Source organism: Gemmobacter fulvus, from assembly GCF_018798885.1.
Taxonomy (GTDB): Bacteria; Pseudomonadota; Alphaproteobacteria; order Rhodobacterales; family Rhodobacteraceae; genus Gemmobacter; species Gemmobacter fulvus.
This window is the reverse complement of the sequence record NZ_CP076362.1, coordinates 231210-254744: the sequence shown is the minus strand read 5'-3', so window position 1 is coordinate 254744 and position 23535 is coordinate 231210. Positions and strand designations below refer to the sequence as shown.

Below are 23535 nucleotides of genomic sequence, written 5' to 3'. Positions count from 1 at the left end.
CGAGGCTATTGCGTCGTCGGAGGCTTGACCGTCACGACTTCAAGTTGACGTGTCTCGTCGTCTCGCGTGATCCAGGAGATTGCAGCGCCTGGGCTTAGACCAAGCAGGGCAACACCGACCGGCGTCAGGACAGAGATGCGATGTTGGTCGATGTCAGCATCTTCCGGATAGACCACAGAGACGGTCTGCAGCCGGCCCGTTCCCAGATCACGGTAGGTAACCTCACTTCCGATCGTCACGATATCGTCGCGCAATTTTCCTGGAGCAACCAGTTTCGCGCGCGCGATTTCATCCATCAGGCGCTCGCCGACTTCCGGAGAGCGCCGCATCATTGCGGAAGCAAGCGCCTCGAAGCGACCAACCAGCGACTTGTCCAGATGGATCTTCGGAAGCCGCGCAGAGGGGCTGTTGGGAATCGTCGTCATATCTTTTCCTTTTCAACTGTTGCGAAAGTGGCTGAAATTGCAAAACAGCATCTTGCAAGCGAGGCATGTATCCGTTTGTGAATTGTACTCGCGGGCAGTCTCCGGGCTCGGCGACGCAGACCCCGGAATTGCTGTGCGAGATGTCAGGCTACGGGCAAACAGTGCCTGACACTGAGCAAGTGCACGCTCCGGAATGTTCCGTTCGCTTGAAGAAAGGGGCCACGGGCACCCGCCTTCATGCCGATCAGTGTCGCGCCCAGCAGCGATCCGACATGAATCCCGTTCTGGCCCAGTGCGTACTCGTCATAGTGGAAAAGCTGTCCGTCCTGGGGCTCGAGTTCGTCGATCGCATAAGTGATGCCTGATCCGCCGACTGCGATAGTGGGGCAGACCTTGTCATCATCAAGAACGGTTGCGTAGAGCAGCTTCTGGCTGAGCAATCGCGTCAGCATCGCGAAGGCTCCCGTACCAATCTTGTCCGCCCGTAGAATGTGTTCCGCCAAGGCACGGCGGTCGCTTTTGGCCAGAGTGCAACTCACTGCAAGTTGGCACAAAGCTGCATATCCATCCTTTCGGACTTCGGAAGACTCGACGATAGGTTCATGCTGTCCGGAAATGTTCATACTTCCTCCTCAGACGGCACTTCCGCCGTCACTTCACTAGGGTTTTGGGATGAGGTGGAGGACCCGGAGCGGTAACGCAGCCTATGCCTGTTCAGACCGCCCCGGGCAGGGGGCGGTTCTGAAGAAAAATCCGAAACAGGATAGATATGGTTATCATTCGTTGAAACTGCAGATCATGGCCCGAGGAGTCAATGGCACACAGACTGACGATGTGCACCGAAATGCACCCTATGGAGCCCTCGCTTGGGCTGATGCGCGCGGTTCTGTGATATCTTCTCTACCTGCATTGGACCGGTCGGAAAGTGACGCGGTCGACTGCCCGCTCTGCGGCGTAACGGGCATGGCTTCTGCCAAGCGGATCGCGCACCTCGGCTTCGACCAACGCCTGCCTCGCACTGCGCCGGGTCGGCCTTAGCTGGGCTGAAGAAGTCTGAGATCGCTACGAAGTCGGCTCTGCAAAGCATCATTTGTCATCTCCCAAAGATCAGCTGAACGGGCCTTGCCGCATTGCGCGCGCCGCACCTATCAGGAGGCGCGCGATGCTGTTCTCAAACGAGCGCTTTACGCAGCCCGCCTGAGGTTGGCGTATGACACGTCATGGGAGTTCGGATCAGGCGCAATCGGAGCCATACGCAGTTCTGCGTCGCTGAACCCATCAACAACGCGGTTGATCTCGCTGCGATCAATGCCGATGTCCAAGAGAATCCGGTCATCCAAGGCTTCCAGAGCCGCGATCATTTTCCGCCGTTGCCAGTTCTGGATGGCGTTTTGCCACCCTCGCAGAATGACGTTCGTCCACCGGGAGTTGGATGCGCGTGTGACTGCGCGATCAGGCGCATGATATTTCATGTGAGCAGACATGTTGTGTCCCCAATTTTGAAACCACTGAATCGAGGTGTCTCAAATCACTGGATGTCGGCACGTCGAAGGCGCATTGGCCAGCCGACAGATATCCCGCCTTTGCAGCGATCCTTTGAGAGATGCTTGTTCGGAAAAATCCCCGAAGCGTAGCCAAGCACAACGGCTTGGGCCGCCCGGGGCTACCGGCGGTTCAGTAGAATTCCTGCCGACCGCAGGACCCTCATATGGAAGCTGAACATCGTCATGCCCCTCATATGGCCTTTCAAACACCAAATTGCAATCTGGGTGGCCCAAGTCTCTCTTTGGAGTCGGCGCGAAGGCGCCGAGCGGCCAGGTTTCCTGACACATGCGACGCGCGTTCAGACTTGACGGGCGCGCCGATTGAGCCGTGTCAGGAGCGTTCCAGACATTTCAGTATGGTTCGCCCCATTTCCAAACCTGTCGTCCGCGCAATCATTGCGATAGTGGGTTCGGAATGAGCGCCATGGTCTTCTGGCGTTTGGACCGCGCAGCCCAGGGGTTTATGGGGCGTGCGGCCCCGCCTCGGTCACGATCACATCCATCGCAATATCATGGGGCAGGGGAAAGATCGTCTGCACCTGCGCTGCCTGCAACCCGATACCGATCGCGAAGGGGCGCGGTGTCAGCGCGGCCAGCGTCCGGTCGAAGTAGCCGCCGCCATAGCCCAGCCGGAAGCCCGCCGTATCCCATCCCACCACGGGTGCCAGGGTCACGTCCGGCACCACCTCGGGCCCTTCGGCAGGGACGGGGATCTTCCAGATGCCCTGCACGATAGGACAATCCGGCGTCCAGCGCCGGAACACCAATGGGGTGCCCGCAGTCAGAACAACCGGCAATGCCACCGTCGCACCCCGCCCGACAAGATCGACCAGCCAATGCCGCAGGTTCAGTTCGGCCTTGATCGGCCACCAGGCCGAGATCGTCAGACCCTCGATCCGCCCGAACCGCGCGCGGATCACGGTTTCCAGATGGGGCATGATCCGTGCGGCGGCGTCCTGTCGGACTGCAACCGGCAGGGCGGCGCGTTCGGCCAGCAAGCGCACCCTCTCGGCCTTGCGCCAGCGCACCACGTCGCGCGTCTGAGCCGCGTCGGTGGCAAGCGGGTCGAAATATGCAGGGTCGATCTCATGTGCAAGGCAAGGGGGAGAGGCATAGCCCCGCGCGTTATGGTCATCGCCGGTCATGCGGCACCTCCCCTAGTCATGGTGTCCAGACGGGCGAGGGCCCTGTGCGCCTCTTCCATGATCGCCGTCACGCGTCCGGCCGCCGTCGGCAGCGTGTCAATCAGAGAGACGCTTTGCCCGGCGTAGATCGCCATCGCTTCAAGGTTGCCCGTCGTGGTGCGAAGAGGGGAATCGGTGCTGTAGCGCAGCAGAGGGCGGCCGTCCTCGGTGGCGATGACCTCGCGTGGCAACAGGTCAGGCCGTTGTCCCATAAGATTGGGGCCAAGGCCCTCGATCACCGAATTGCGGATCACCCGGACCGGCGTATTGGGCGGCCAGTTCAACGCATAGATATCGGTATGCACGGTATCTTCGGCCAACGCTGCCAGAACGCGGGCCTTGTGGTCGTCATGGGCAAAGGATTCGACCGTGGCCAGAAAGGCCGTGCCGCAATGGATGCCTTGCGCCCCAAGTGCCAGCGCGGCGACCAGGCTTGCCCCGGTTGCAAACCCGCCCGAGGCGATGACCGGAAGCTTTACCGCGCGGACCACCTGTTCCACCAGCACAAGCGCCGAGACCGTGCCATGAACGTGGCCGCCCGCTTCGACCCCCTGCACGATCAGCACATCCGCGCCCGCCGCCTCGGCGGCAAGGGCCGCGTCCAGCGAGCCGACCTGATGCAGCACCAGACAGCCGCCCGCCTTGGCCCGCGCCACGGCTGCAGGCACCACATCCCAGAAAAAGCACATCGCAGGCACCCCAAGATCAAGGCAGATGCCCAGTTCGGCATCCAGAAGGGCAGGGTCGGTGGCCGCCGGGATCAGGTTCACCGCAAAGGGCCGGTCGGTGCGAGATCGCACCGCGGCGATTTCCTGCGCGATCAACTGCGGAGTTTCGCGCACCATCCCCAAGATGCCGTAGCCGCCCGCCTGCGCCACCGCAGCGACCAGTTCTGATCGTGCCACGCCCCCCATGCCAGCGAGCAGGATAGGCAGATCACAGCCCAGAAGCGTGCAGACAGGGGTGTGCAGGTGGTTGGCGATCATCGGCGTTACTCCCTGGAAAGCGTGGCGGCGACAGGGTTGATCAGGCTGCAGGCTCGAACCGCGAAAAACAGCACCTCATTCTTTGGCCGGACAAGCATGGCGTCATCCAGCCCCGTGCGCCGCATCAGATCGACGGTGACGTCTGGGCGGGCACTGCGAAGGATATCGGAGGCGGTCATGTAGGGCGTTCCGTGAGTCACGGCTTGCGCCAAACGTAAACCCCGTTAATATGCATTGTAAATACCGATTAAAGCGGAGCCTCGATGCGCCTGACCTCCTTCACCGATTTCGGACTGCGCGCGCTGATGCGGATGGCGTCTGAACCTGACCGCGCGTTTTCGACCGCCGATCTGGCCGATGAGTTTGCCTTATCCCGCCATCACCTGACCAAGATCATGTCCACGCTGGCGCAGGCAGGCATCGTCGCCACCCGGCGCGGCAGCGGCGGAGGGGCAATCCTTGCGAAGCCTGCCCATGAGATCAGGCTTGGCAACATCGTGCGCTTGCTGGAGGCAGGGCAGCCGCTGGTGGACTGTTTTCAGGTATCCGGGGGAACATGCACCGTCACCGGCTGCTGCCGCCTGAAGTCACGGTTGCGCTCGGCCGAGGCAGCGTTTCTGGCAGACCTGGATCGCTCGACCCTGGCAGAGGTAGCCCTGCCACCGATGGAAAGGGCGGTAAGCGCATGATCGCGCGACTGACCAGAACGGAAAGGCATCTCGCCCTGTTCCTGGCGATTTGTCTGGCTCTTCTGGGCTTGACCATGGCGGCGCTCGGCAGGCAGGATCCGATTGCCGTGCACGGCTTCATGGCGCTGGCGCTTGGCATCACCCTCGTCTTCGCCGTGGGCGGTGTGCTGGAGGAACCCTCTCCCGATCCGGCGCGACTGCAGCGGTATTACGACGACCCGATCAAGGCAGGCATCGTGCTGGCGATGGTCTGGGGGGTGTTTGCCATGGCCATCGGGCTGTGGGTGGCGGCCCTGATGGTCTGGCCCGAGGCAACCTTTTCGCAGGCGTGGTCCAGCTATGGCCGTCTGCGCCCCGTGCATACGACGGGTGTTATCTTCGCCTTTGGCGGCAACGCGCTGATCGCCACGTCTTTCCACGTCATGCAGCGCACCTGTCGGGCGCGACTTGCGGATCAACTCAGCCCATGGGTCGTGCTGATCGGCTACAACCTGTTCCTGGTCTGGGCGGTGTCGGGCTATTTCATCGGCGTCACCCAGTCCAAGGAATATGCCGAGCCCGAATGGTATGCCGATATCTGGCTGGTGATCGTCTGGCTGGTCTATCTCGTCCTGTATCTGCGCACGCTGAAGCGCCGGGCCGAGCCGCATATCTATGTCGCCAACTGGTATTACCTCGCCTTCATCGTTGTGGTGGCGATGTTACATGTCGTCAATGCCGCCGCCCTGCCGATCAGTTGGACCGGGTCGAAAAGCTATTCGGCCTTTTCGGGTGTGCAGGATGCGATGGTGCAATGGTGGTATGGCCACAACGCGGTGGCGTTCTTCATGACATCGGGCTTTCTGGGGATGCTGTATTACTACCTGCCGGTCAGGGCGCAGCGGCCGATCTTTTCCTACCGGCTGTCGATCATCAGCTTCTGGGGCATCACGTTCTTCTACCTGTGGGTCGGTTCTCACCACTTGCATTACACCGCCCTGCCGACCTGGGTGCAGAACCTTGGCATGACGTTTTCCGTGATGCTGCTGGTGCCGAGCTGGGCATCGGCGGGCAATGCGCTGGCCACGTTGAACGGCGCCTGGCACCGGGTGCGCGACGACGCGACGCTGCGCTTCATGTTTGTGGCCGCGGTGTTCTATGGCCTGTCCACATTCGAGGGGTCGTTCCTGGCGATCCGCCCGGTCAACGCGCTGTCGCATTACACCGACTGGACGGTGGGCCACGTCCATTCCGGCGCGCTGGGATGGTTGGCGATGGTGACATTCGGCGCGTTCTATTCGGTCATCCCGCAGATCTGGGGTCGCGCGGCGATGCACTCGCCGAAGTTGGTGGAGTGGCACTTCTGGTTGGCACTGGCGGGGCTTTTGACCTACGTCTTCGCGCTTTGGAACGCGGGCATCACGCAGGGGCTGATGTGGCGCACCTACAATGCCGCCGGCACGCTGAACTATTCCTTTATCGACAGCATGGAGGCGATGCGCCCCTTCTACATCGCCCGGGTGATCGGCGGCGCGCTGTTTCTGGCGGGCATCTGTGTGGGGGCGGTGAACATCTGGCTGACGGTGCGCGGCGCACGCGGATCGGCCAGCGATCTGCCCCTTGCCCCCCAAGCGGCGGAGTAGGCGGATGTCCCTGTTCAAAGCACATTACAACCTTGAAAAGCACTCGGTCGGGTTTGTGGTCGCCATCATCCTTGCGGCCAGCGTGGGCGGCGTGGTGGAAATCCTTCCGCTGTTCACCATCGACGAGACGGTGGAAACCGTGCCCGACATGCGCGTCTATACGCCGCTGGAACTGGCAGGACGCAATATCTATATCCGCGAAGGCTGCTATGCCTGCCACAGCCAGATGATCCGCACCCTGCGCGACGAGGTGGAGCGGTATGGTCCCTATTCCTTGGCTGCGGAAAGCCAGTATGACCATCCGATGCTTTGGGGGTCAAAGCGCACCGGACCGGACATCGCGCGGCTGGGCGGCAAGTATTCCGACGATTGGCATGTGGCGCATCTGATCAATCCACGCGACGTGGTGCCGAGCTCGATCATGCCCGCCTATCCCTGGCTGGCCGATGCGCCGCTGCCTGTGTCCGACCTTGGGGCGCATCTGGCCGCCCAAAGCCGTCTGGGTGTGCCCTACACGGCCGAAATGATCGCCAACGCACCCCGCGATGCGCTGGCGCAGACCCGTCCTGACAGTGACGGGGCCGAGGGGTTGATTGCCCGCTATGGCGAGGCGACGACCCTCAGGCCATTCTCGGGCGCGGATCGGTTGACCGAGATGGACGCATTGGTGGCCTATCTGCAGGTGCTGGGACAACTGACACAGGCCCCCTATGCGTCGGGGGCCGCTCCATGAGCCATGATCTTGCACTCTTCCTCGCGAAAACCTTCGGGCTGTTCTACCTGATGGGTTTTTTCATCCTGATCGTGATCCACACCTACCGACCGTCCCGCAAGTCTGCGGCCGAGCGTGCCGCGGCATCCATCCTGACGGCGGAGGATCGGCCATGTCCGTGACGGAGCGCGACCCCATCTCGGGGTATCTGACCACCGGGCACGACTGGAATGGCATCAAGGAATTGAACTCTCCGGTGCCACGGATCGTGCTGTGGTTTCTGGCGGTGACGCATATCTATGCGGTGATCGCCTGGCTGCTTTTTCCGACCTGGCCACTGGGAAATACCTATACCAAGGGTCTGCTGGGCGGCGATCAGCAAGACGCGGTGGCCGCCGACCTTGCCGCCGCAGCCACCGCGCGGGCCAGCTGGATGGCGGCGCTTGCCACGCAGGATTTCGACACGATCCGCGAAAACCCTGATCTGATGGCGCGTGCCAAGGCCACGGCGGCCCCGCTGTTCGGCCAGAATTGCCAGGTCTGCCACGGTGCCGACGGCACAGGTGGCCCAGGCTTTCCGCGTCTTTCCGATGATATCTGGCTGTGGGGTGGCACTGCGGAGGAAATCGAAACGACGCTGCGTTATGGCATCAACAGTCCGCACCCGGACACCCGTTTTGCCCAGATGCCCCCCTTTGGCCGCGATGGTCTGCTGACCCGGGCCGAAATCGCGGTGGTGACCGACTACGTCCTGACACTCGCAAACGGCGTGATCCCCGACGATCCTGCCGAAGGGGCGGTGCTGTTCCAGACCAACTGCGCGGGGTGTCATGGGGCGGATGCGCGTGGCCTTGAAGGCACCGGCGCACCCGACTTGACCGATGCAGACTGGCTCTACGGTGGCGCCCCCACGACGATCCGGCAGATTCTTCTCAACGGGCGGCAAGGTGTCATGCCCGCCTGGCAGGGCCGGTTGTCCGATGCTGAAATCCGCATGATGGCCCTGTATGTCGAGGGCTTGTCCGTTGATGGAGCCGGAGATGCGCCATGACCGTGCCACCGCGCGTCTGGATCGCCGTTGCAATTGTCGCAGGTCTGGCGCTGGTGATCGGCGCCAACTGGCAACTCGTCGATCTGGCCTTCCGGTCGCAACCGGGCTGTGTCGCCGAACGACCGGGCCAGGCCGCCGCGAAACCGGGATGTTGAAAGGCCACGCCGATGCTTGAACCACTTCCCGCCATCGAACCGCGGCTGGCCGCGCCAGACCGCTTTGCCCGCCACCTGCCAGCGGGCGCGGCTCTGCAATGGCTGGCCGCAGGCTGGGCCGATCTGCGCGACCGCCCGGCGCAAAGTTTGACCTACGGCCTTGCCGTGTTCATCCTGTCGGCCTGTGTCATCCTTGGTCTGATGCGCGCGGGCCTGCCCTGGCTGATCTTTCCGGCCCTGTCGGGGTTTCTGGTCATAGGCCCGCTGCTGGCAATCGGGCTTTACGAGAAAAGCCGCCGTCGGCACAGCGACGCCCCGGCTACCCTGGCGCAAATGCTGCTGGTGCGTCCCGCATCGGGCGGGCAACTGGTGTTCGCGGGACTGCTGTCGTGCCTTCTGGTTGTGCTGTGGCTGCGCGCGGCGGACCTGCTTTACGCGCTGTTCTTCGGGATGCTGCCGTTCCCGGGCTTTGACCAGATTCTGGCGCAACTGCTGACTACGCCACGCGGCTGGGCTCTGATCCTGACCGGATCAGCGGTCGGCGGCCTGTTCGCGGCTTTTGCCATGGCGATCAGCCTGTTTTCCATACCGATGCTGCTGGAGCGGCGGGTGGATGCCCTGACATCCCTTGGCACATCCTTCGCCATCACCGCGCAGAACCTGCGGGCCGTGCTGCCTTGGGGGCTGATCGTCACGCTGGGCTTTGCACTGTCGGCCGCCACCGGGCTTTTGGGCTTGATCGTGATCTTTCCGCTGCTGGGTCACGGCACCTGGCACGCCTGGATCGCTTTGCGACCATCCGATAGGGGCGGCACATGAACTATTTCTTCCTCATCCCGGTGTCGATCGGTCTTGGCTTGACCGGACTGTGCGCTTTCTTCTGGGCCATGCGGCACGATCAATATGACGACCTTTCCGGTGCTGCGGCCCGTGTCCTGAATGCCCCTGACACACCCATCGCACGCCCGGGGGGCGAAAGCCCTGACCGAAAACCGGCTGCCAGCCTTGATCTCACTGCACCCAACCGCAGGCCATGATCCGGCCATGACGCAGGCGTGAATGGCCGCCCCCGCCCCGAATACGCCATTCGTGTGCTTCAACTGTCCGTGAATGCCGAGGGCCGAATCCTGACGCTCAGCACCTTCGACTCGAATCGGAGGCAAGCACGCGCGTCCGGCAACGACCAGCAAGAAATTCTTGCAGGCCAATCGTTGATTCTCCGCGTATCAAGCAACCGTAACGCCGGGCTTCTTTGCCGACGCCCAGACCAAGGAATCGACCTGAAGTGTCGAAAATCGTGCCTGCCTCTGTGTGAGATGTCCTGAATGTGCGTCTTTTAAACACCGTGCACCGAAGATCAGAACTCTGAACCGCAAATACTCAGAAAAATCGTCAGGGCATATTTTTGACTTGGGGAGTCGAAGTTGCGCACTGTTGGCCTTTTAAAAAATCTCGCTGAAATAGATCGGCAGCATCTCCGGTCGACGTTGAACCATATCAGACCGACCCGGAGAGGCCGCCGATCTGTGGTTTTACCTGGGCTTGGTTTTGGGGGTATTTACTGCCACGGCGTTTTTCATACTGGGCGCAGCCGCGATCACTTTCACAACTTCTTTCTTGGGTTTTTTCTCATCACGTCGTCGTTTGGTCATGCCTTTGGCCATTGTCCATATCCTTTTTTGTTCACTGCCTTGGTCTGGCAGCAAAGGCAGCTTAGAGACTTCCTAAAGAAAGGCCATCTCAATTGTTGGGCCACAGTGTCACCGTCGCCTGAAGTGACGCCCGCTTCGCCCATGCCCATCAGCTGGGCGGATTCCATTTTCCAGATATTGGCCAGCGCAATCGGCAGTTCCGCTGTCATGCTGCGGGTGTTGAGGTCGATGGCCTCTTTCAGCCCTTCCCTGTCCGGGATTTCCTGAACGAGCTCGTGGACCTGCTCGAGGCTTTCCGTGGCCTTGACGGAAGAGGATTCATCCGCAGCCCAGAGGAAGGCAGCTGTATTGGCCTGAGCGGCGATCCGTCCTGGTGGAACTGGTCACAGCAGGCCCCGCGTTCGCCCAGCAGTTGGTCTTGGTGAGCGGCATGTCGGCACAGCCAGCGCGGGTGAAAGGATGAATCCGATAATGATAGTTATGTAATATATCTGTAATTCCTAAACATGGCCCGCCGATCACTGAAACCACCGCCAAGTATGGCCGCGCGTTCATTCCCACCACGACTGGCGTCATTGACCAACACCGGCGCTTCGACCGGGGTCGAGCGCGCAAAAGCGGCCGATCAGGGCGCGGCCTACAGCTTGTGGGTTGCATTGGGAACAGCACGTCAGAACGGTGGGAGGAGACGCCATCACACATCCAGTATCTGGTCAATGGTCGCTCAGCCAGAACAGCCATTTCCTGAAGCGGCAAAACCGGCGCGTGCCGGTGCGGGCGGGTCTCAGAGTGAAACCCGCCCGATTTACAGTCAGTTCCGTGCAGCAGGCGAATGCGCCAGAAGCAAGCTCACCAGGATCATCACAACTGCGCTTGAGCCTATGCCGAGCATGATCGGTGCGACGCTGGTCGGGCCATACATCGCCAGGCTCGCCGTCACGGCGATCGCGCTCACGAGGATCGAGGCGATTGCGCCCTGCCAAATTGCCCTTGGCCAGAACAGGGCCGCCATGATCGGCACGAACAAACAGCCCGAGAGATAGGAATAGGCAGTATCCAGAGCGACGAAGACATCCCCGATGTAAATCGACAGCAGGATGACCACAACACCCGCCACCGCCGTGAGGGCGCGAGAGATGTTGAACTCGGCCGCTTCGCTCAGGTGCAGCAGAGGTTTCAGGATGTCATTCGTCACCAGCGTGGCAGATGCCAGAACCGTGGCGCTGACAGTCGACATCAGGGCTGACATCAGGGCGGCAAGGACGATGCCGCTCAACCCCGCGGGCAACACTTCTATGACGAGCGCAGGCAAGGCAGACTGGGGCGATGCAAGGTCAGGCAAGAGAATATACGCCAATATGCCACAGATGCCCATCGCGGCCCCCCAACCAACGGAATAGAGGCCTGCAAAGATTGATCCGGCCTTGGCAACGTTTTGGCTCCGGGCCGTCAAAATCCGCTGCCAGATGTCCTGCCCAATCATGATCCCGAGGAACAGTGACAGGAACAATCCCAGAAGGCGCTGGCCACTGATATTCGTCAGCGTCAGAAATTCTGGGGGCACCGCCTGGGTAACGGCGTGAACCCCGCCTGCCGCGTCAATCCCGAAGATCAGCAGCAGGATGACGCCGATGGTCATAAGCACGAACTGCAAGAAATCCGTGATGGTAATGGCGATCATCCCGCCGATCATGGTGTAGATCACAGTCACCATACCGCCGGCAAGAATACCGGCATTGAGGCTCCAGCCAAGCAATTCTTTCAGAATGGTTCCCAAGGCGATGATCTGGACCACTGCAATCAGAACGGTATAGATCGTGGAAACGATGGCACTCACATAGCCACTGCCATGGCCATATCGGCGTTGAAGCAACTCGCTCAGCGTGAACACATCAAGTTTGGCGATCCTGCCAGCGAGGAACAGCCCGATGAAAACGACGCCCAGACCGAACATGAATGTGATCCATGCGCCCGAAAGGCCGAACTGATAGCTTTGCGAGGCAGAGCCAAAGGTCGATCCACCACCCAGAATGACGGCCGACAGACAGGGGAAAAACACCCAGAACGGCAGATTGCGATCCGCCACCAGATAATCCACCGTGCTTTTAAGCCGACGCATTGCCACAATTCCACACACGATCATCATCGCGAAATACGCGACGACAATCACAACATCGATCACCATTTCATGCTCCTCCCATATGAAAGTCCATCTCTCAGGCGATCCCGAAAGATTGCCTGCATGGACCCGTTGCTTTTGCGATTATTGGCTGGGCCACCCGCCTCCCCGCGAATGTGGCCCACCAGACTTGGAACCGTCAGCCGGTGGTCGCTGCCCGGTGCTCTGCCAGAAGGCAGATCAGTTCAAACAACATCGTTGCACCGGCCAGTGCGGTTGCTCCGCCGGGATCGAAAGGGGGCGAGACCTCCACGACATCCGCGCCGACGAGGTTCACGCCGCGCAGGCGGCGCAGCATCCTTTGTGCATGCAATGTGGTGAAGCCGCCGACCTCGGGTGTTCCGGTGCCCGGCGCATGGGCCGGATCCAGGCAGTCGATGTCAAATGTCACATAGGTCGGCCCTGCTCCGACCAGCCGGAGCGCATCGGCCAGAACGGCGTCGCAACCCCGCTCATCCACAACCTCGATCGGGAATTGATGCACGCCCTGCTCGACCGCCCAGGCATTGTCCTCGGCACTGTAAAGTCCGCCTCGCAGACCGATCTGGACCAGACGGTTCGGATCGAGGATCCCTTCTTCAATCGCGCGCCGGAAGGGTGTGCCATGCGCGTATTCGCTGCCGCCGAAATAAACATCCCACAGGTCTGAATGGGCATCGAACTGGATCATGCCCAACGGACCATGACACTCGGCCAGAGCGCGCAGGATCGGCAGCGTCACCAAGTGATCGCCGCCGACGGACAAGGGAGTGATCCCCCGTCCGACAATCTGCCGATAATGCGCCGTCAGACCGTCCAGAGTGCCCAGGATCTCCAGCGGATTGACCGGAGCATCCCCCAGATCGGCGCAATTCGCGATTGCATAGGGGCTGATGTCCAGAACCGGATGATAGCGCCGCATCAAGGCCGACATCTCGCGCACCTGGCGCGGGCCGTGACGTGCGCCCGCCCGATTGGTCGTGCCGCCGTCCCACGGAACCCCAACGATCCCGATATCCAGATCGGTTGCCTGCTCCAATGCGACGTATGGCAGGCGCATGAAGGTGGCAATGCCGGCATAGCGTGGCACCACATCCGACGACAGCGGCTGATAGAGTTCTGATTTCAATTTGGTCATCTGCTTTCCTCGCTCTGTGCGAGAAACCTTGTCAGAGGCCGCAAACCAAAATAAATGCAAGTTTATGTATATTTACTTGCGCCAAAGGTAAGTGATGTTCAACCTGGCCATCAGCGATATCCGCCTTCTGAAGGTCTTTCATTGTGTCGCCGCCGAGAAGGGCTTCTCGCCCGCGGCGGTCAAGCTTGGCCTCAGCGAAGCCGCGGTCAGCCGGGCGATGTCAGACCTTGAAGCCCGCACGGGGCTCCGGCTCTGCACGCGCGGTCGCGGCGGTTTCACGCTGGAACCGGATGGCGAGTTCGTGCTTCAGGCCGCCCAACGGCTGATGAGCGCGATGGATGATGTGTCCGAGCAGTTGAAGGGCTACAGGTTAGGCATCAAGGGAGAGCTGCGGCTTGCCATCACCGAAAGCACGCTTTCGGATCACAAGAACCGGATTTCGGAACATATCGCGCGCTACAAATCGCGCGCGCCGGACGTGCGGATCGAGTTGATCGTCTTGCCGCCCTCGGGCGTGCGCGCTGCAATTCGCGACGGGCGGGCGCATGTCGGTTTCCTGCCCGCCCATAGCCGTGCTGACGATCTGAACTATCAGGACATGCACAGAGAACGCATGTCGCTTTATTGCAGTCAGGGCCATCCGCTCTTCGGGAAAACCTGTAGCAAGGAAGACATTTACGCGGCCGAGATTGCATCACCAGACTATCTGCTCAGCGACAGGCTGGGCATTCATGGTGACAGGCTGCGGATCGTCAGCCGGACAAACTCGATCGAAGGTATTGGCATCCTTGTCATGACGGGCAGCTACCTGGGGTTTCTGCCTGATCACTTTGCCCTGCATTGGGTTCAGCAAGGTCAACTGCAGGAACTGATGCCCAAGGTGTTCAGCTACCATATTCGTTTCTGCGCGATTACACGCGCTGATCGCAAGGACAGCCGGTTGATCCGGTCCTTCCTGCGCGAGCTTTCCCCGACGGACGACGACCTCTCTGATGCGTGAGGCGACTGTGCTTGTCGGCAGGGGGCATAAATCCGGCGACGGCATTGATCTGCCAAGGGCCTGCGAGCATCCTCAATAGCAAGTGGCCACGCCGGAGATTGGTTTGCGGGCAGACGATTGCTGTTGGAACTTTCGCGGTGGAGAGGTAGGTCCATGTCATGGCTGAAGACACCGATCCCACACTTGTTGATCGCATTGTGACCTCGCTTTCCGCAGAAATCGAGAGCGGTCAGCTCCTGCCCAACGCGCGCCTGCTGCAAAATGACATCGCTGCGCGCTTTGCCGCCAGCCACGTTCCCGTGCGCGAAGCGTTTCGGCGGCTGGAGGCCATGGGCCTTGCAATATCTCTGCCGCGCCGGGGCGTGCGGGTGGCGGGCGTAGATGCGGCCAGCCATTTCGAAGCCCTGGAGATGCGCGCCGTGCTGGAGGGGCTGGCGCTGCGCCATGCCTTTGCCCATTACCCGGCCGGCCATCTGGCCAAGCTGGTCGCTGCCGATCAGGCCTGTAGCCTCGCACAGACCGAGGCCGCCTGGGGCGAGGCCAACCGCAGCTTTCACAGCTGTCTGATCGCGCCCTGCCCGATGCCGGGGCTGCTGGCCGAGATTGGCAGGCTCAATTCCGTGCTGCGCCGGGGCGAGGTGCAACTGGGCGGGCGGCAGCGGCTGTCCCTGCCCCGCGACGACCGGGAACACAAGGCCATCCTGGCCGCCCTGCGCAGTGGCGAGGCCGAGCGCGCGGCAACCGTGCTGGTGCAGCATATCCGCCGGGGCCATCTGTCGCGCAGCTTATAGATAATTCATAACTTCATCGGATTTTCTGGACGAAAGATATATATTTTGGCATTCCAGCGTCACCGACTCGGTGTGCGCGGAGGAATGTGATGCCTAAAGATATACAGATTAACGAAATCAGAACCGACTGGACGCGCGCAGAGGCAGAATTTATCTATAATTTACCCTTCGTGGATCTACTGTATCGGGCGCAATCCGTGCATCGGGCGCATTTCGACCCCAATCGGGTGCAGATGAGCCGCCTTCTGTCGGTGAAAACCGGCGGATGCCCCGAGGATTGCAGCTATTGCAGCCAATCAGCGCGCAATGGTGCCCAGCTTTCTGCCTCCAAACTGATGGAGGTGGAGCGCGTGCTGTCCGAGGCGCGCAAGGCCAAGGCGGCGGGCGCCACGCGCTATTGCATGGGCGCAGCCTGGCGCAGCCCCAAGGACCGCGACATGCCCGCCATCGAGGCGATGGTGCGTGGCGTGCGCGAGCTGGGCATGGAAACCTGCATGACACTTGGCATGTTGGATGACACTCAGGTGCTGCGCCTGAAGGGCGCGGGCTTGGATTACTACAACCATAATATCGACACCTCGGAAGCCTTCTACCCCGAGGTCATCACCACCCGCAGCTTTGCCGACCGGATCGACACCCTCGCTCGTGTGCGCGAGGCCGGGATCAAGGTCTGCTCCGGCGGCATCCTTGGCATGGGCGAGACGGCGGGCGACCGGATCGACATGCTGCTCACGCTGGCCACGCTGCCCGAACATCCCGAAAGCGTGCCGATCAACATGCTGATCCCGATTGCAGAGACGCCGCTGGCCAAGGCCGCCCCGGTGGACCCGATTGCGTTTGTGCGCGTCATCGCCCTTGGCCGCATCCTGATGCCGCGCAGCCATATGCGCCTGTCGGCGGGCCGCACGGAAATGAGCGACGAGATGCAGGCGCTGTGCTTCTTTGCCGGGGCCAATTCGCTGTTCATGGGCGACACGCTGCTGACCGCCGCCAACCCCGGCGAGGATCGGGATATGCAGCTGTTCCAAAAGCTGGGCCTGCGCCCCGAAGCGCCCCGCTGTAGCGGCGCTGCCGGTGACGCATGAGCCTGCTGAACACACAGCGCGGCTTGTTGCAGGCGCTGGATCAGCGCGGGCGCAGCCGTGCGCTGCGGCCTGTGGCGGGGGTGGATTTCGCCTCGAACGATTATCTGGGGCTGGCGGGGTCTGACCTGCTGCGCGATCTGACCCGCGCGGCACTGGAGCGTGGGCTTTCCCCCGGCGCGGGCGCGGCGCGGCTGCTGCGCGGCAATCACGACGCGTTCACCGCGCTGGAAACCGCCGCCGCCGCGCATTTCGGCAGCGGCGCGGCGCTGTATTTCGGCGCGGGCTACACCGCCAATCTGGCGCTGTTCAGTGCCCTGCCCGCCGCGCGCGATCTGGTGCTGCATGATGCACTGATCCATGCCAGCGCGCGGGACGGTATGCGCCTTGGCGCCGCCGAAACCCGCGCCTTTGCCCATAACGATCCGCAATCCGCGCGCGCGGCGCTGCGGCACTGGCGGGCGCAGGGCGGCAAAGGCCAGGTCTGGCTGGCGGTGGAAAGCGTGTATTCCATGGATGGCGATTTCGCGCCTCTGGCCGACCTGGCCGCGCTTGCGGCTGAAGAGCAGGCCTTTCTGATCGTTGACGAGGCCCATGCGACGGGAATCTGGGGGCCGGAAGGCCGGGGCCTTGCCGCGCCCTTTGCCCACTTGGAACAAGTGGTAACGCTGCACACCTGCGGCAAGGCGCTTGGGGTGCAGGGCGCGCTGGTCTGTGCCGACCCGGTGCTGGTGGCACTGCTGGTGAACCGGGCGCGCAGCTTTATCTATGCCACCGCGCCTTCGCCCCTGCTGGCCGAGGTACTGCGCGGTGTGCTGGCGCATCTGGAGGCCGATCCGACCCGCCGCCTTGCCCTGCTGGCGCGGGTGGCGCAGGCGGGCGATCTGGCGCGCGGCATTGGCCTCGCGCCCTCGGGCAGCCAGATCCTGCCGGTGATCCTGCCCGGCGATGCCGCCTGCCTTGCCGCCGCCGCCGCCCTGCACGCGCAGGGCTTTGACATTCGCGCCATCCGCGCGCCGACCGTGCCCAAAGGGGCCGAGCGGCTGCGCCTGTCGCTGACCCTCAACCCGCCCGCATCGGCGCTGCCCGCTGCCTTTACCGCGCTGCAACAGGTGCTTGCGTGACCCCCACCTTCATCGTGCCCCCCGCCTTCATCGTGACCGGCACGGATACCGGCATCGGCAAGACGCTGTTTTCTGCCGGGCTGGTTGCACGTCTGGGTGCAAGCTATTGGAAACCCGTGCAATCCGGGCTGGAGGAGGAGACCGACAGCCAGACCGTTGCCCGCCTGACCGGGGCCTTTTGCCCCCCCGAGGCTTACCGCCTGCGCCTGCCCGCCTCGCCGCATCTCTCGGCCGACGCCGAGGGTGTGCAGATCGACGACAGCGCCCTCACCCCACCGCCCGCGCGGCCCCTGGTGATCGAGGGCGCGGGCGGCCTCATGGTGCCGCTGAACGATCGGACGACCTTTCTGGATGTGTTTGCGCGCTGGCAGATGCCGGTGATCCTCTGCGCCCGAACCGCGCTTGGCACCATCAATCACAGCCTGCTGTCCATTGCAGCCCTGCGCCGGGCTGGCGTGCCGCTGCATGGTGTGGCCTTTATCGGCAGCGCCGAGCCGCAAGTCGAGGACACCATCTGCCGCATGGGCGGGGCCCGCCATCTGGGCCGCCTGCCCCGGCTGGGCACCGTCACCCCCGCCAGCCTGCGCGCGGGCTTTGAAGCGGGCTTCGCCACCGACGCCTTCGAACTTGGAGCGCAGGCATGAGGATGCCCAAAGCCTCGCCGATCTGGCACCCGTTCACCCAGCATGCGCTGTTCCCGCAGATGCGCACGATCACCTCTGCCTCGGGGGCCTGGCTGACCGATGCGGCGGGGGCGCGGGTGTTTGATGCCGTCTCGTCGTGGTGGGTGGTCACGCATGGCCATTGCCACCCGCATATCGTGCAGGCGATCCGCGATCAGGCCGGGCGGCTGGATCAGGTGATCTTTGCGGGCCATACCCACGAACCCGCCGAGCGATTTGCCGCGCTGCTGCTCGCGCATCTGCCGCCCTCCCTGACCCGGCTGTTCTTTTCCGACAGCGGCTCGACCGCGGTGGAGGTGGCGATCAAGATGGCGCTTGGCCATTTCCGCCACCGGGGCGCGGCGCGGCACCGCATCGTGGTGATGGAAAACGGCTATCACGGCGATACCGTCGGCACGATGTCGGCGGGCGAACGGGGTGTCTTTACCCAGCCCTATGACCCGCTGCTGTACGCGGTAGACCGTATCCCCTTTCCCGCACCGGGGCGCGAACAGGCAACGCTGGACGCGCTGGACCATCTGGCCCGTGCCCCCGAAACGGCGGCCCTGCTGCTGGAGCCGCTGGCCCTTGGCGCGGGGGGGATGCTGTTCTACCCCCCTGCCCTGTTGGCCGAGATGGCGGCAATCTGCGCCCGCCACGGCGTGCTGCTGATCGCTGATGAGGTGATGACCGGCTGGGGCCGCACCGGGCGGTTTCTGGCCTGTGACCATGCCGGGGTCGTGCCGGATATCCTGTGCCTGTCCAAGGGCATAACCGGCGGCCATCTGCCGCTGGCGGTGACGTTGTGCCGCGAGGAGATCTTTGCCGCGCATTGGTCGCAGGACCGGCGCAAGACCTTCTTCCATTCCTCCAGCTATACCGCCAACCCGATTGCCTGCGCCGCCGGGGTTGCCAATCTGGAGATCTGGGCGAACGAGCCGGTGCAGGCCCGGATCGACGCCGTGTCGGCGGCGCAGGCCAAGGGGCTAGCCCGGCTGGCCGCCCACCCGAAGATCCGTGGCGCGCGCCAGCTTGGCACGCTTCTGGCCGCCGAGATCGGCGGGCCGGGCAGCTATATGGCCGAGACTGGCTCGGCGCTCTTGCGCTTTTTCATCGAACGCAACCTGCTGATCCGCCCGCTGGGCAATACGGTCTACCTGCTGCCGCCCTATTGCAGCACCGGGGCCGAGTTGACCGCCTGCCACGATGCCCTGCTGGAGGCCGCCGATGACCTGGGCTGAGGGCGCGGCGCGCGGGGTCACCATGGCAGGTTTTGGCCATTATCTGCCCGCGCGCCGGGTGATGAATGCCGAGATCGAGGCCGATCTGGCCCTGCCCGCAGGCTGGATCGAGGCGCGCACCGGCATTCGCAGCCGCCACTACGCCGCACCGGATCAGGCGCTGAGCGATCTGGCGGTGCCTGCCGGAGAGATGGCGCTGCGCATGGCGGGCGCGGCACCTGCCGAGGTCGGGCTGCTGTTGCTGGCCACCTCGACCCCCGATCACCTGCTGCCACCCACGGCGCCGCTGGTGGCACAGCGGCTTGGGTTGGACTGCGGCGCGGTGGATCTGGCCGGCGCCTGTGCCGGGTTTCTGCATGCGCTGGTGCTGGGGGCCGGGCATGTGCGGATTACCGGGCGTGCGGTGCTGGTGATGGCGGCCAATCTGCTGTCGCGGCGGATCGAGCCGACCGAAATTGCCAGCCGGGTGCTGTTTGCCGATGCGGCGGGGGCGGTGCTGCTGCGGCCTGCCTCCGATCCGTCGCTCGGCCCCAAGGCGGTCGTGCTGCGGTCAGACGGGGCAGGCTATGACATGATCCGCATCGACAGGGGCGGCTCGCGCCTGCCGTTCACTGCCCCCGGTGCGGGCGGTCTGACCATGCGGATGCGCGATGGCCGTGCCATCTTTGCCCGCGCAGTGGAGGGGATGGTTCTCTCCGCGCAAGAAGCGCTGAGCGGCGCCGGGCTGGGCGCGCCAGAGATCGCAACCTGGGTTCCGCATCAGGCCAATCAGCGTATCCTCGACAAGGTCAGGCAGCGGCTTGACCTGCAAGATGCAGAATGTCTGGGCACGCTTGCACGGCATGGCAACTCATCCGCCGCCACCATACCGCTTGCCCTGTCCTGCCGCATTGCCCAGCGCGGCCCGCTGCGCCCCGGGCCGATGCTGTTTTCGGCCTTCGGCGCGGGAACATTGTGGGGCTCGGTGGTTTGGCAACACTGACAGCACAATGATGCCGGCGGCGGTTTCCTGGCGAACACTCCTTGGCGGGGTTGCGGGACTGCCCTCAAGGCCCTAGAAGCGGCGCGCACCGGTCGCAGCCTACCCGGTTATCAAAACAAGGACTGATCATGAAAACACTTGTCATCTGCTCTGGCGGATTGGATTCCGTATCGCTGGCCCATATCACGGCCCGCAGCCGTGATCTGACCCGGCTTGTTTCCTTCGATTACGGCCAGCGCCACCGCAAGGAGCTGGATTTTGCCGCCGCCGCCGCCGCACGGCTGGGCGTGCCGCATCACCTGATCGACCTGCGCGCCATCGGTGCGGCGCTGACCGGCTCGGCGCTGACCGATGATATCGACGTGCCGGATGGGCATTACGCCGAAGACACCATGCGCATCACCGTGGTCCCGAACCGCAACGCCATCATGCTGACCGTGGCCTATGGCATCGCGGCGGCCCATGGCGATGCGGCGGTGGCGACGGCGGTGCATGGCGGCGATCACTTCATCTATCCCGATTGCCGCCCCGCCTTTACCGAGGCGTTTGACATCATGCAGCGCGCCGCGCTGGATGGTTACGCCGATGTGCGGTTGTGGACGCCCTTCGTGCATCGCAACAAGGCCGATATCGTGCGCGAGGGCGCGGCCAATGGCACGCCCTTTGCCGAAACATGGTCCTGCTACAAGGGCGGCGCGCAGCATTGCGGGCGTTGCGGCACCTGTGTGGAACGGCGCGAGGCCTTTGATCTGGCGGGCCTGCCCGACCCGACCGCCTATGCCGACCCCGATTTCTGGCGTGTGGCCGTGGCCAACCGGGCGGGGGTGTGATGTTCCGCATTTGCAAGGAATTCCACTTCTCCGCCTCACATCAACTGACCCACCTGCCCGCCGATCATCAATGCGCACGGCTGCATGGGCATAATTATGTCGTCATGGTCGAACTGGCCGCACCGACGCTGAATGCCGATGGGTTCGTGCGCGATTATCACGAGCTTGCGGCGCTGAAACACTATATCGACAGCCAGTTTGATCACCGGCACCTGAATGATGTGTTCCCCGGCCCCTCGACCGCCGAGGCGATGGCGCTGCATTTTTACGACTGGTGCGCCGCCCGCTGGCCCGAAACCGCCGCTGTGCGGGTGTCGGAGACGCCCAAGACCTGGGCCGAGTATCGGCCATGAGCCGCCTGCGCATCGCCGAGATTTTCGGCCCCACCGTGCAGGGCGAAGGCGCCTTGATCGGGCAGCCCACGGTCTTTGTGCGCGCGGGCGGCTGCGATTACCGCTGTGTATGGTGCGACAGCCTGCACGCCGTGGACAGCCAGTTCCGCCACGACTGGGCCGCCCTGACGCCCGAGGCGGTGATGGCGCGCATCCGCAGCCTCAGCGGCGGGCGGCCCCTCACCGTGTCGATCTCGGGCGGCAATCCGGCGATACAGGATTTCGCGCCGCTGATCGCGCTTGGCCGGGCCGAGGGCTATGGCTTTGCCTGCGAGACGCAGGGCAGCATCGCGCAAGACTGGTTCGCGGCACTGGACATGCTGGTGCTGAGCCCCAAGCCTCCCTCCAGCGGCGAGGCGACCGACTGGGCCCGGTTTGACGCCTGCCTTGCCGCAGCGGGGGCAGCGCCTGTGGTCATGAAGCTCGTGATCTTCGATGCCGCCGATTACGCCTTTGCCCGTGCCGCCCATGCCCGCCACCCCGGCCTGCCGCTCTATCTGCAACCCGGCAACCCCGAGGTGGGCCCCGAGGCCCCGGTGGATCTGGAAGCCGCCGCCGCGCGCCTGCGCGGACTGATTGATACCGTAACCGCCGATGGCTGGTTTGCCCCCCGCGTGCTGCCGCAGCTGCATGTCTGGGTCTGGGGCAATCAGCGCGGCGTCTGACCTTTTCAGGAGTTCCCGATGACTGACACGATTTACAGCGATCTCAAGCAATTGGGCGGTGCCACCGTGCTGCCCGCCAGCCCCGAGGTGGCCGAACTGGAGCGCGTGCGCAACCCGCAGGCCGACACCGCCTATTGCGTGCGCTTCACCGCGCCCGAATTCACCTCGCTCTGCCCGATGACCGGCCAGCCCGATTTCGCCCATCTGGTGATCGACTATGTGCCGGGCGAGTGGCTGGTGGAAAGCAAGTCGCTGAAGCTTTACCTTGGAGCCTTCCGCAATCACGGAGCCTTCCACGAGGATTGCACCGTGTCGATTGCCCGGCGGCTGGTGGCGTTTCTGGAACCGCAATGGCTGCGCATCGGCGGATACTGGTATCCACGCGGCGGGATTCCGATTGATGTGTTCTGGCAATCGGGCGCAGCGCCGTCTTCCGTCTGGATCCCGGATCAGGGCGTGCCGCCCTATCGCGGGCGCGGCTGAGCGGCGAACGCCGAAGCGGAACTGCACCTGCACCCCGCCACGCCCGCCCACCGCTGTCACAGTCAGGAGACCGAAACCACAGCCTGCAAAGGCGTTGAAAGTTTCTGCGCCAGCGCGGATTCTACTCCCCGCCAAAACGGGGAAACCTGCCACGGCTGGGGTCAGGCCGTGTCACTGACGGCTGAGAAGATCGAGGTGGAAGGTTGCGTCCAGTTCCTTCATCGAACATTCGGCGCAATGCATGTGGCGGCCCATCGCGGCGCTGACCGCATCGCGATCTTCGCGGCGCAGGGCTTCGATCAGTTCGATATGGGCGTCGATGTTCTGCTGGCCGAAGGCGGAATGTTCACGCAGGCTGTCGGTGCGACGCAGCACCAGATCGCGCACCATCACATTCAGGAAGCGGCACATCAGATCCAGGATCGGATTGTCGCAAGCCTCGGCCAGGATGTCGTGGAACTGCACCTCGACCACACGACCGGCTTCGCGGTCATCATCCCGCATGGCCTGTATGCAGGTGTCGATATTGGCCTGCAAACGGCGGAAGTGATCCTCGGTCAGCTTGCCGACGACGTTTTCGGCCAACATGACTTCCAGTTTCTTGCGCAGCTCGTAGACATCTTCGAAATCCAGCTGCTGAAAATGGAAATACTGCCGCATCTGCTGGATGACGGTCTCGGTTGTGGTGGCCTGAATCTCGGGTCCGCCATTCGCGCCGGACTGCATGACCAGCAGGCCCTCGACCTCCAGCGCCTTCAGGGCCTCGCGGATGGTGCCCTTGGAGCAGCCGAAATGCTGCATCAGCACCTTTTCGGGCGGCAGGCGGTCCTTGGGGCCCAGATTGTCGCGTGCGATCCAGCGGCGCAATTCTTCGGCCACCTGATCGGACAGCTTGATCCGGCGCATCCGGCGACCGGGCGGCAGTTCTGCGGCCTGCTGTGCCCCGTGAGCATCTTCAGCTTCCATC

The 23535-nt window shown here is 63.2% G+C and carries 30 protein-coding genes; 19 read left to right on the top strand and 11 right to left on the bottom strand.

Annotated elements, in window-relative coordinates; genetic code table 11:
* Positions 1 to 5 precede the first annotated feature (5 nt).
* The 6 genes from rnk to KM031_RS17630 form a co-directional block, all read right to left on the bottom strand.
* Positions 6 to 425, bottom strand: coding sequence for a nucleoside diphosphate kinase regulator (gene rnk, locus KM031_RS17655; RefSeq protein WP_215505195.1), 420 nt, complete (start codon positions 423 to 425; stop codon positions 6 to 8).
* A gap of 143 nt (positions 426 to 568) precedes the next feature.
* Complete coding sequence (locus KM031_RS17650; RefSeq protein ID WP_215505196.1) at positions 569 to 1048, bottom strand: hypothetical protein; 480 nt, start codon at positions 1046 to 1048, stop codon at positions 569 to 571.
* A gap of 561 nt (positions 1049 to 1609) precedes the next feature.
* Complete coding sequence (locus KM031_RS17645) at positions 1610 to 1909, bottom strand: YjiS-like domain-containing protein (RefSeq protein WP_215505197.1); 300 nt, start codon at positions 1907 to 1909, stop codon at positions 1610 to 1612.
* A 521-nt stretch (positions 1910 to 2430) separates the two neighbouring features.
* Positions 2431 to 3114: a 5-formyltetrahydrofolate cyclo-ligase gene (locus tag KM031_RS17640; RefSeq protein WP_215505198.1), complete on the bottom strand. Its 684-nt coding sequence runs from the start codon at positions 3112 to 3114 to the stop codon at positions 2431 to 2433.
* Positions 3111 to 4139 (bottom strand): NAD(P)H-dependent flavin oxidoreductase, encoded by a 1029-nt coding sequence (locus tag KM031_RS17635; protein WP_215505199.1) that lies wholly within the window; start codon positions 4137 to 4139, stop codon positions 3111 to 3113. Before KM031_RS17635 ends, KM031_RS17640 begins: the two co-directional genes overlap by 4 nt.
* 5 nt (positions 4140 to 4144) lie before the next feature.
* On the bottom strand, positions 4145 to 4318 hold the full coding sequence (locus tag KM031_RS17630) for a hypothetical protein (protein WP_215505200.1): 174 nt from the start codon (positions 4316 to 4318) through the stop codon (positions 4145 to 4147).
* Between the two features lie 84 nt (positions 4319 to 4402).
* Here KM031_RS17630 and KM031_RS17625 point away from each other — a divergent pair, with 84 nt between their 5' ends.
* Genes KM031_RS17625 through ccoS form a run of 8 tightly spaced genes read left to right on the top strand, consistent with a single transcriptional unit; the run spans position 4403 to position 9405 of the window.
* Positions 4403 to 4828: an Rrf2 family transcriptional regulator gene (locus tag KM031_RS17625; RefSeq protein WP_215505201.1), complete on the top strand. Its 426-nt coding sequence runs from the start codon at positions 4403 to 4405 to the stop codon at positions 4826 to 4828.
* Positions 4825 to 6450, top strand: a complete 1626-nt coding sequence (gene ccoN, locus KM031_RS17620; protein ID WP_215505202.1) for a cytochrome-c oxidase, cbb3-type subunit I — start codon at positions 4825 to 4827, stop codon at positions 6448 to 6450. Before KM031_RS17625 ends, ccoN begins: the two co-directional genes overlap by 4 nt.
* Positions 6451 to 6454: 4 nt before the next feature.
* On the top strand, positions 6455 to 7183 hold the full coding sequence (gene ccoO, locus KM031_RS17615; RefSeq protein WP_215505203.1) for a cytochrome-c oxidase, cbb3-type subunit II: 729 nt from the start codon (positions 6455 to 6457) through the stop codon (positions 7181 to 7183).
* Positions 7180 to 7344, top strand: a complete 165-nt coding sequence (locus tag KM031_RS17610; protein ID WP_215505204.1) for a cbb3-type cytochrome oxidase subunit 3 — start codon at positions 7180 to 7182, stop codon at positions 7342 to 7344. Before ccoO ends, KM031_RS17610 begins: the two co-directional genes overlap by 4 nt.
* Positions 7335 to 8213: a cytochrome-c oxidase, cbb3-type subunit III gene (gene ccoP / locus KM031_RS17605; protein WP_215505205.1), complete on the top strand. Its 879-nt coding sequence runs from the start codon at positions 7335 to 7337 to the stop codon at positions 8211 to 8213. The genes KM031_RS17610 and ccoP overlap by 10 nt, the downstream gene beginning before the upstream one ends.
* Entirely contained in the window at positions 8210 to 8368 is a 159-nt protein-coding gene (locus tag KM031_RS17600) for a hypothetical protein (RefSeq protein WP_215505206.1), read from the top strand. The genes ccoP and KM031_RS17600 overlap by 4 nt, the downstream gene beginning before the upstream one ends.
* Positions 8369 to 8380: 12 nt before the next feature.
* Positions 8381 to 9187 (top strand): DUF2189 domain-containing protein, encoded by an 807-nt coding sequence (locus KM031_RS17595; protein ID WP_215505207.1) that lies wholly within the window; start codon positions 8381 to 8383, stop codon positions 9185 to 9187.
* Entirely contained in the window at positions 9184 to 9405 is a 222-nt protein-coding gene (ccoS, locus tag KM031_RS17590; RefSeq protein WP_215505208.1) for a cbb3-type cytochrome oxidase assembly protein CcoS, read from the top strand. Before KM031_RS17595 ends, ccoS begins: the two co-directional genes overlap by 4 nt.
* A gap of 495 nt (positions 9406 to 9900) precedes the next feature.
* Here the strand turns inward: ccoS and KM031_RS17585 are convergent, their stop codons facing one another.
* The 4 genes from KM031_RS17585 to speB all read right to left on the bottom strand — a co-directional run bounded on the left by KM031_RS17585 (position 9901) and on the right by speB (position 13307).
* A complete protein-coding gene (locus KM031_RS17585) occupies positions 9901 to 10032 on the bottom strand; it encodes a hypothetical protein (RefSeq protein ID WP_260692153.1) in 132 nt (43 codons plus the stop codon).
* Positions 10017 to 10229, bottom strand: coding sequence for a hypothetical protein (locus tag KM031_RS17580; protein WP_215505209.1), 213 nt, complete (start codon positions 10227 to 10229; stop codon positions 10017 to 10019). Before KM031_RS17580 ends, KM031_RS17585 begins: the two co-directional genes overlap by 16 nt.
* A gap of 602 nt (positions 10230 to 10831) precedes the next feature.
* Complete coding sequence (locus KM031_RS17575; RefSeq protein ID WP_215505210.1) at positions 10832 to 12205, bottom strand: sodium:solute symporter family transporter; 1374 nt, start codon at positions 12203 to 12205, stop codon at positions 10832 to 10834.
* A 133-nt stretch (positions 12206 to 12338) separates the two neighbouring features.
* Positions 12339 to 13307 carry an agmatinase gene (gene speB, locus KM031_RS17570; RefSeq protein ID WP_371879024.1) on the bottom strand — a complete coding sequence of 323 codons (969 nt, stop codon included), beginning with the start codon at positions 13305 to 13307 and terminating at the stop codon, positions 12339 to 12341.
* 103 nt (positions 13308 to 13410) lie between these two features.
* On the opposite strand from speB, the gene KM031_RS17565 reads away from it, so the two are divergent.
* The 11 genes from KM031_RS17565 (at position 13411) to queF (ending at position 22568) form a co-directional block, all read left to right on the top strand.
* The gene (locus KM031_RS17565) at positions 13411 to 14316 is read left to right on the top strand and encodes a LysR family transcriptional regulator (protein WP_215505212.1); all 906 of its coding nucleotides are present in this window, start codon (positions 13411 to 13413) and stop codon (positions 14314 to 14316) included.
* Positions 14317 to 14474: 158 nt separating this feature from the next.
* Complete coding sequence (locus tag KM031_RS17560) at positions 14475 to 15107, top strand: GntR family transcriptional regulator (RefSeq protein WP_215505213.1); 633 nt, start codon at positions 14475 to 14477, stop codon at positions 15105 to 15107.
* Positions 15108 to 15196: 89 nt separating this feature from the next.
* Positions 15197 to 16192: a biotin synthase BioB gene (gene bioB, locus KM031_RS17555; RefSeq protein WP_215505214.1), complete on the top strand. Its 996-nt coding sequence runs from the start codon at positions 15197 to 15199 to the stop codon at positions 16190 to 16192.
* Positions 16189 to 17313, top strand: coding sequence for an aminotransferase class I/II-fold pyridoxal phosphate-dependent enzyme (locus tag KM031_RS17550; RefSeq protein ID WP_215505215.1), 1125 nt, complete (start codon positions 16189 to 16191; stop codon positions 17311 to 17313). Before bioB ends, KM031_RS17550 begins: the two co-directional genes overlap by 4 nt.
* Positions 17310 to 17957: a dethiobiotin synthase gene (gene bioD, locus KM031_RS17545; protein ID WP_260692152.1), complete on the top strand. Its 648-nt coding sequence runs from the start codon at positions 17310 to 17312 to the stop codon at positions 17955 to 17957. The genes KM031_RS17550 and bioD overlap by 4 nt, the downstream gene beginning before the upstream one ends.
* Positions 17958 to 17959: 2 nt before the next feature.
* The gene (locus tag KM031_RS17540) at positions 17960 to 19216 is read left to right on the top strand and encodes an adenosylmethionine--8-amino-7-oxononanoate transaminase (RefSeq protein WP_215505441.1); all 1257 of its coding nucleotides are present in this window, start codon (positions 17960 to 17962) and stop codon (positions 19214 to 19216) included.
* On the top strand, positions 19203 to 20198 hold the full coding sequence (locus tag KM031_RS17535; RefSeq protein ID WP_246567068.1) for a beta-ketoacyl-ACP synthase 3: 996 nt from the start codon (positions 19203 to 19205) through the stop codon (positions 20196 to 20198). The genes KM031_RS17540 and KM031_RS17535 overlap by 14 nt, the downstream gene beginning before the upstream one ends.
* A gap of 128 nt (positions 20199 to 20326) precedes the next feature.
* Positions 20327 to 21028 carry a 7-cyano-7-deazaguanine synthase QueC gene (queC, locus tag KM031_RS17530; RefSeq protein WP_215505216.1) on the top strand — a complete coding sequence of 234 codons (702 nt, stop codon included), beginning with the start codon at positions 20327 to 20329 and terminating at the stop codon, positions 21026 to 21028.
* Positions 21028 to 21381 carry a 6-pyruvoyl trahydropterin synthase family protein gene (locus tag KM031_RS17525; RefSeq protein ID WP_215505217.1) on the top strand — a complete coding sequence of 118 codons (354 nt, stop codon included), beginning with the start codon at positions 21028 to 21030 and terminating at the stop codon, positions 21379 to 21381. The genes queC and KM031_RS17525 overlap by 1 nt, the downstream gene beginning before the upstream one ends.
* The gene (gene queE, locus KM031_RS17520) at positions 21378 to 22085 is read left to right on the top strand and encodes a 7-carboxy-7-deazaguanine synthase QueE (protein WP_215505218.1); all 708 of its coding nucleotides are present in this window, start codon (positions 21378 to 21380) and stop codon (positions 22083 to 22085) included. Before KM031_RS17525 ends, queE begins: the two co-directional genes overlap by 4 nt.
* A gap of 18 nt (positions 22086 to 22103) precedes the next feature.
* Positions 22104 to 22568 (top strand): preQ(1) synthase, encoded by a 465-nt coding sequence (gene queF, locus KM031_RS17515; RefSeq protein WP_215505219.1) that lies wholly within the window; start codon positions 22104 to 22106, stop codon positions 22566 to 22568.
* A gap of 171 nt (positions 22569 to 22739) precedes the next feature.
* Here the strand turns inward: queF and KM031_RS17510 are convergent, their stop codons facing one another.
* A complete protein-coding gene (locus KM031_RS17510) occupies positions 22740 to 23534 on the bottom strand; it encodes a FadR/GntR family transcriptional regulator (RefSeq protein ID WP_215505220.1) in 795 nt (264 codons plus the stop codon).
* Position 23535: the final 1 nt, after the last annotated feature.

What these genes read in the sequence shown, in the direction of transcription:
- rnk (WP_215505195.1), bottom strand. Translation starts at nt 425, where the DNA reads ATGACGACGATTCCCAACAGCCCCTCTGCGCGGCTTCCGAAGATCCAT.
- KM031_RS17650 (WP_215505196.1), bottom strand. Translation starts at nt 1,048, where the DNA reads ATGAACATTTCCGGACAGCATGAACCTATCGTCGAGTCTTCCGAAGTC.
- KM031_RS17645 (WP_215505197.1), bottom strand. Translation starts at nt 1,909, where the DNA reads ATGTCTGCTCACATGAAATATCATGCGCCTGATCGCGCAGTCACACGC.
- KM031_RS17640 (WP_215505198.1), bottom strand. Translation starts at nt 3,114, where the DNA reads ATGACCGGCGATGACCATAACGCGCGGGGCTATGCCTCTCCCCCTTGC.
- KM031_RS17635 (WP_215505199.1), bottom strand. Translation starts at nt 4,139, where the DNA reads ATGATCGCCAACCACCTGCACACCCCTGTCTGCACGCTTCTGGGCTGT.
- KM031_RS17630 (WP_215505200.1), bottom strand. Translation starts at nt 4,318, where the DNA reads ATGACCGCCTCCGATATCCTTCGCAGTGCCCGCCCAGACGTCACCGTC.
- KM031_RS17625 (WP_215505201.1), top strand. Translation starts at nt 4,403, where the DNA reads ATGCGCCTGACCTCCTTCACCGATTTCGGACTGCGCGCGCTGATGCGG.
- ccoN (WP_215505202.1), top strand. Translation starts at nt 4,825, where the DNA reads ATGATCGCGCGACTGACCAGAACGGAAAGGCATCTCGCCCTGTTCCTG.
- ccoO (WP_215505203.1), top strand. Translation starts at nt 6,455, where the DNA reads ATGTCCCTGTTCAAAGCACATTACAACCTTGAAAAGCACTCGGTCGGG.
- KM031_RS17610 (WP_215505204.1), top strand. Translation starts at nt 7,180, where the DNA reads ATGAGCCATGATCTTGCACTCTTCCTCGCGAAAACCTTCGGGCTGTTC.
- ccoP (WP_215505205.1), top strand. Translation starts at nt 7,335, where the DNA reads ATGTCCGTGACGGAGCGCGACCCCATCTCGGGGTATCTGACCACCGGG.
- KM031_RS17600 (WP_215505206.1), top strand. Translation starts at nt 8,210, where the DNA reads ATGACCGTGCCACCGCGCGTCTGGATCGCCGTTGCAATTGTCGCAGGT.
- KM031_RS17595 (WP_215505207.1), top strand. Translation starts at nt 8,381, where the DNA reads ATGCTTGAACCACTTCCCGCCATCGAACCGCGGCTGGCCGCGCCAGAC.
- ccoS (WP_215505208.1), top strand. Translation starts at nt 9,184, where the DNA reads ATGAACTATTTCTTCCTCATCCCGGTGTCGATCGGTCTTGGCTTGACC.
- KM031_RS17585 (WP_260692153.1), bottom strand. Translation starts at nt 10,032, where the DNA reads ATGGCCAAAGGCATGACCAAACGACGACGTGATGAGAAAAAACCCAAG.
- KM031_RS17580 (WP_215505209.1), bottom strand. Translation starts at nt 10,229, where the DNA reads ATGACAGCGGAACTGCCGATTGCGCTGGCCAATATCTGGAAAATGGAA.
- KM031_RS17575 (WP_215505210.1), bottom strand. Translation starts at nt 12,205, where the DNA reads ATGGTGATCGATGTTGTGATTGTCGTCGCGTATTTCGCGATGATGATC.
- KM031_RS17565 (WP_215505212.1), top strand. Translation starts at nt 13,411, where the DNA reads ATGTTCAACCTGGCCATCAGCGATATCCGCCTTCTGAAGGTCTTTCAT.
- KM031_RS17560 (WP_215505213.1), top strand. Translation starts at nt 14,475, where the DNA reads ATGGCTGAAGACACCGATCCCACACTTGTTGATCGCATTGTGACCTCG.
- bioB (WP_215505214.1), top strand. Translation starts at nt 15,197, where the DNA reads ATGCCTAAAGATATACAGATTAACGAAATCAGAACCGACTGGACGCGC.
- KM031_RS17550 (WP_215505215.1), top strand. Translation starts at nt 16,189, where the DNA reads ATGAGCCTGCTGAACACACAGCGCGGCTTGTTGCAGGCGCTGGATCAG.
- KM031_RS17540 (WP_215505441.1), top strand. Translation starts at nt 17,960, where the DNA reads ATGCCCAAAGCCTCGCCGATCTGGCACCCGTTCACCCAGCATGCGCTG.
- KM031_RS17535 (WP_246567068.1), top strand. Translation starts at nt 19,203, where the DNA reads ATGACCTGGGCTGAGGGCGCGGCGCGCGGGGTCACCATGGCAGGTTTT.
- queC (WP_215505216.1), top strand. Translation starts at nt 20,327, where the DNA reads ATGAAAACACTTGTCATCTGCTCTGGCGGATTGGATTCCGTATCGCTG.
- KM031_RS17525 (WP_215505217.1), top strand. Translation starts at nt 21,028, where the DNA reads ATGTTCCGCATTTGCAAGGAATTCCACTTCTCCGCCTCACATCAACTG.
- queE (WP_215505218.1), top strand. Translation starts at nt 21,378, where the DNA reads ATGAGCCGCCTGCGCATCGCCGAGATTTTCGGCCCCACCGTGCAGGGC.
- queF (WP_215505219.1), top strand. Translation starts at nt 22,104, where the DNA reads ATGACTGACACGATTTACAGCGATCTCAAGCAATTGGGCGGTGCCACC.
- KM031_RS17510 (WP_215505220.1), bottom strand. Translation starts at nt 23,534, where the DNA reads ATGGAAGCTGAAGATGCTCACGGGGCACAGCAGGCCGCAGAACTGCCG.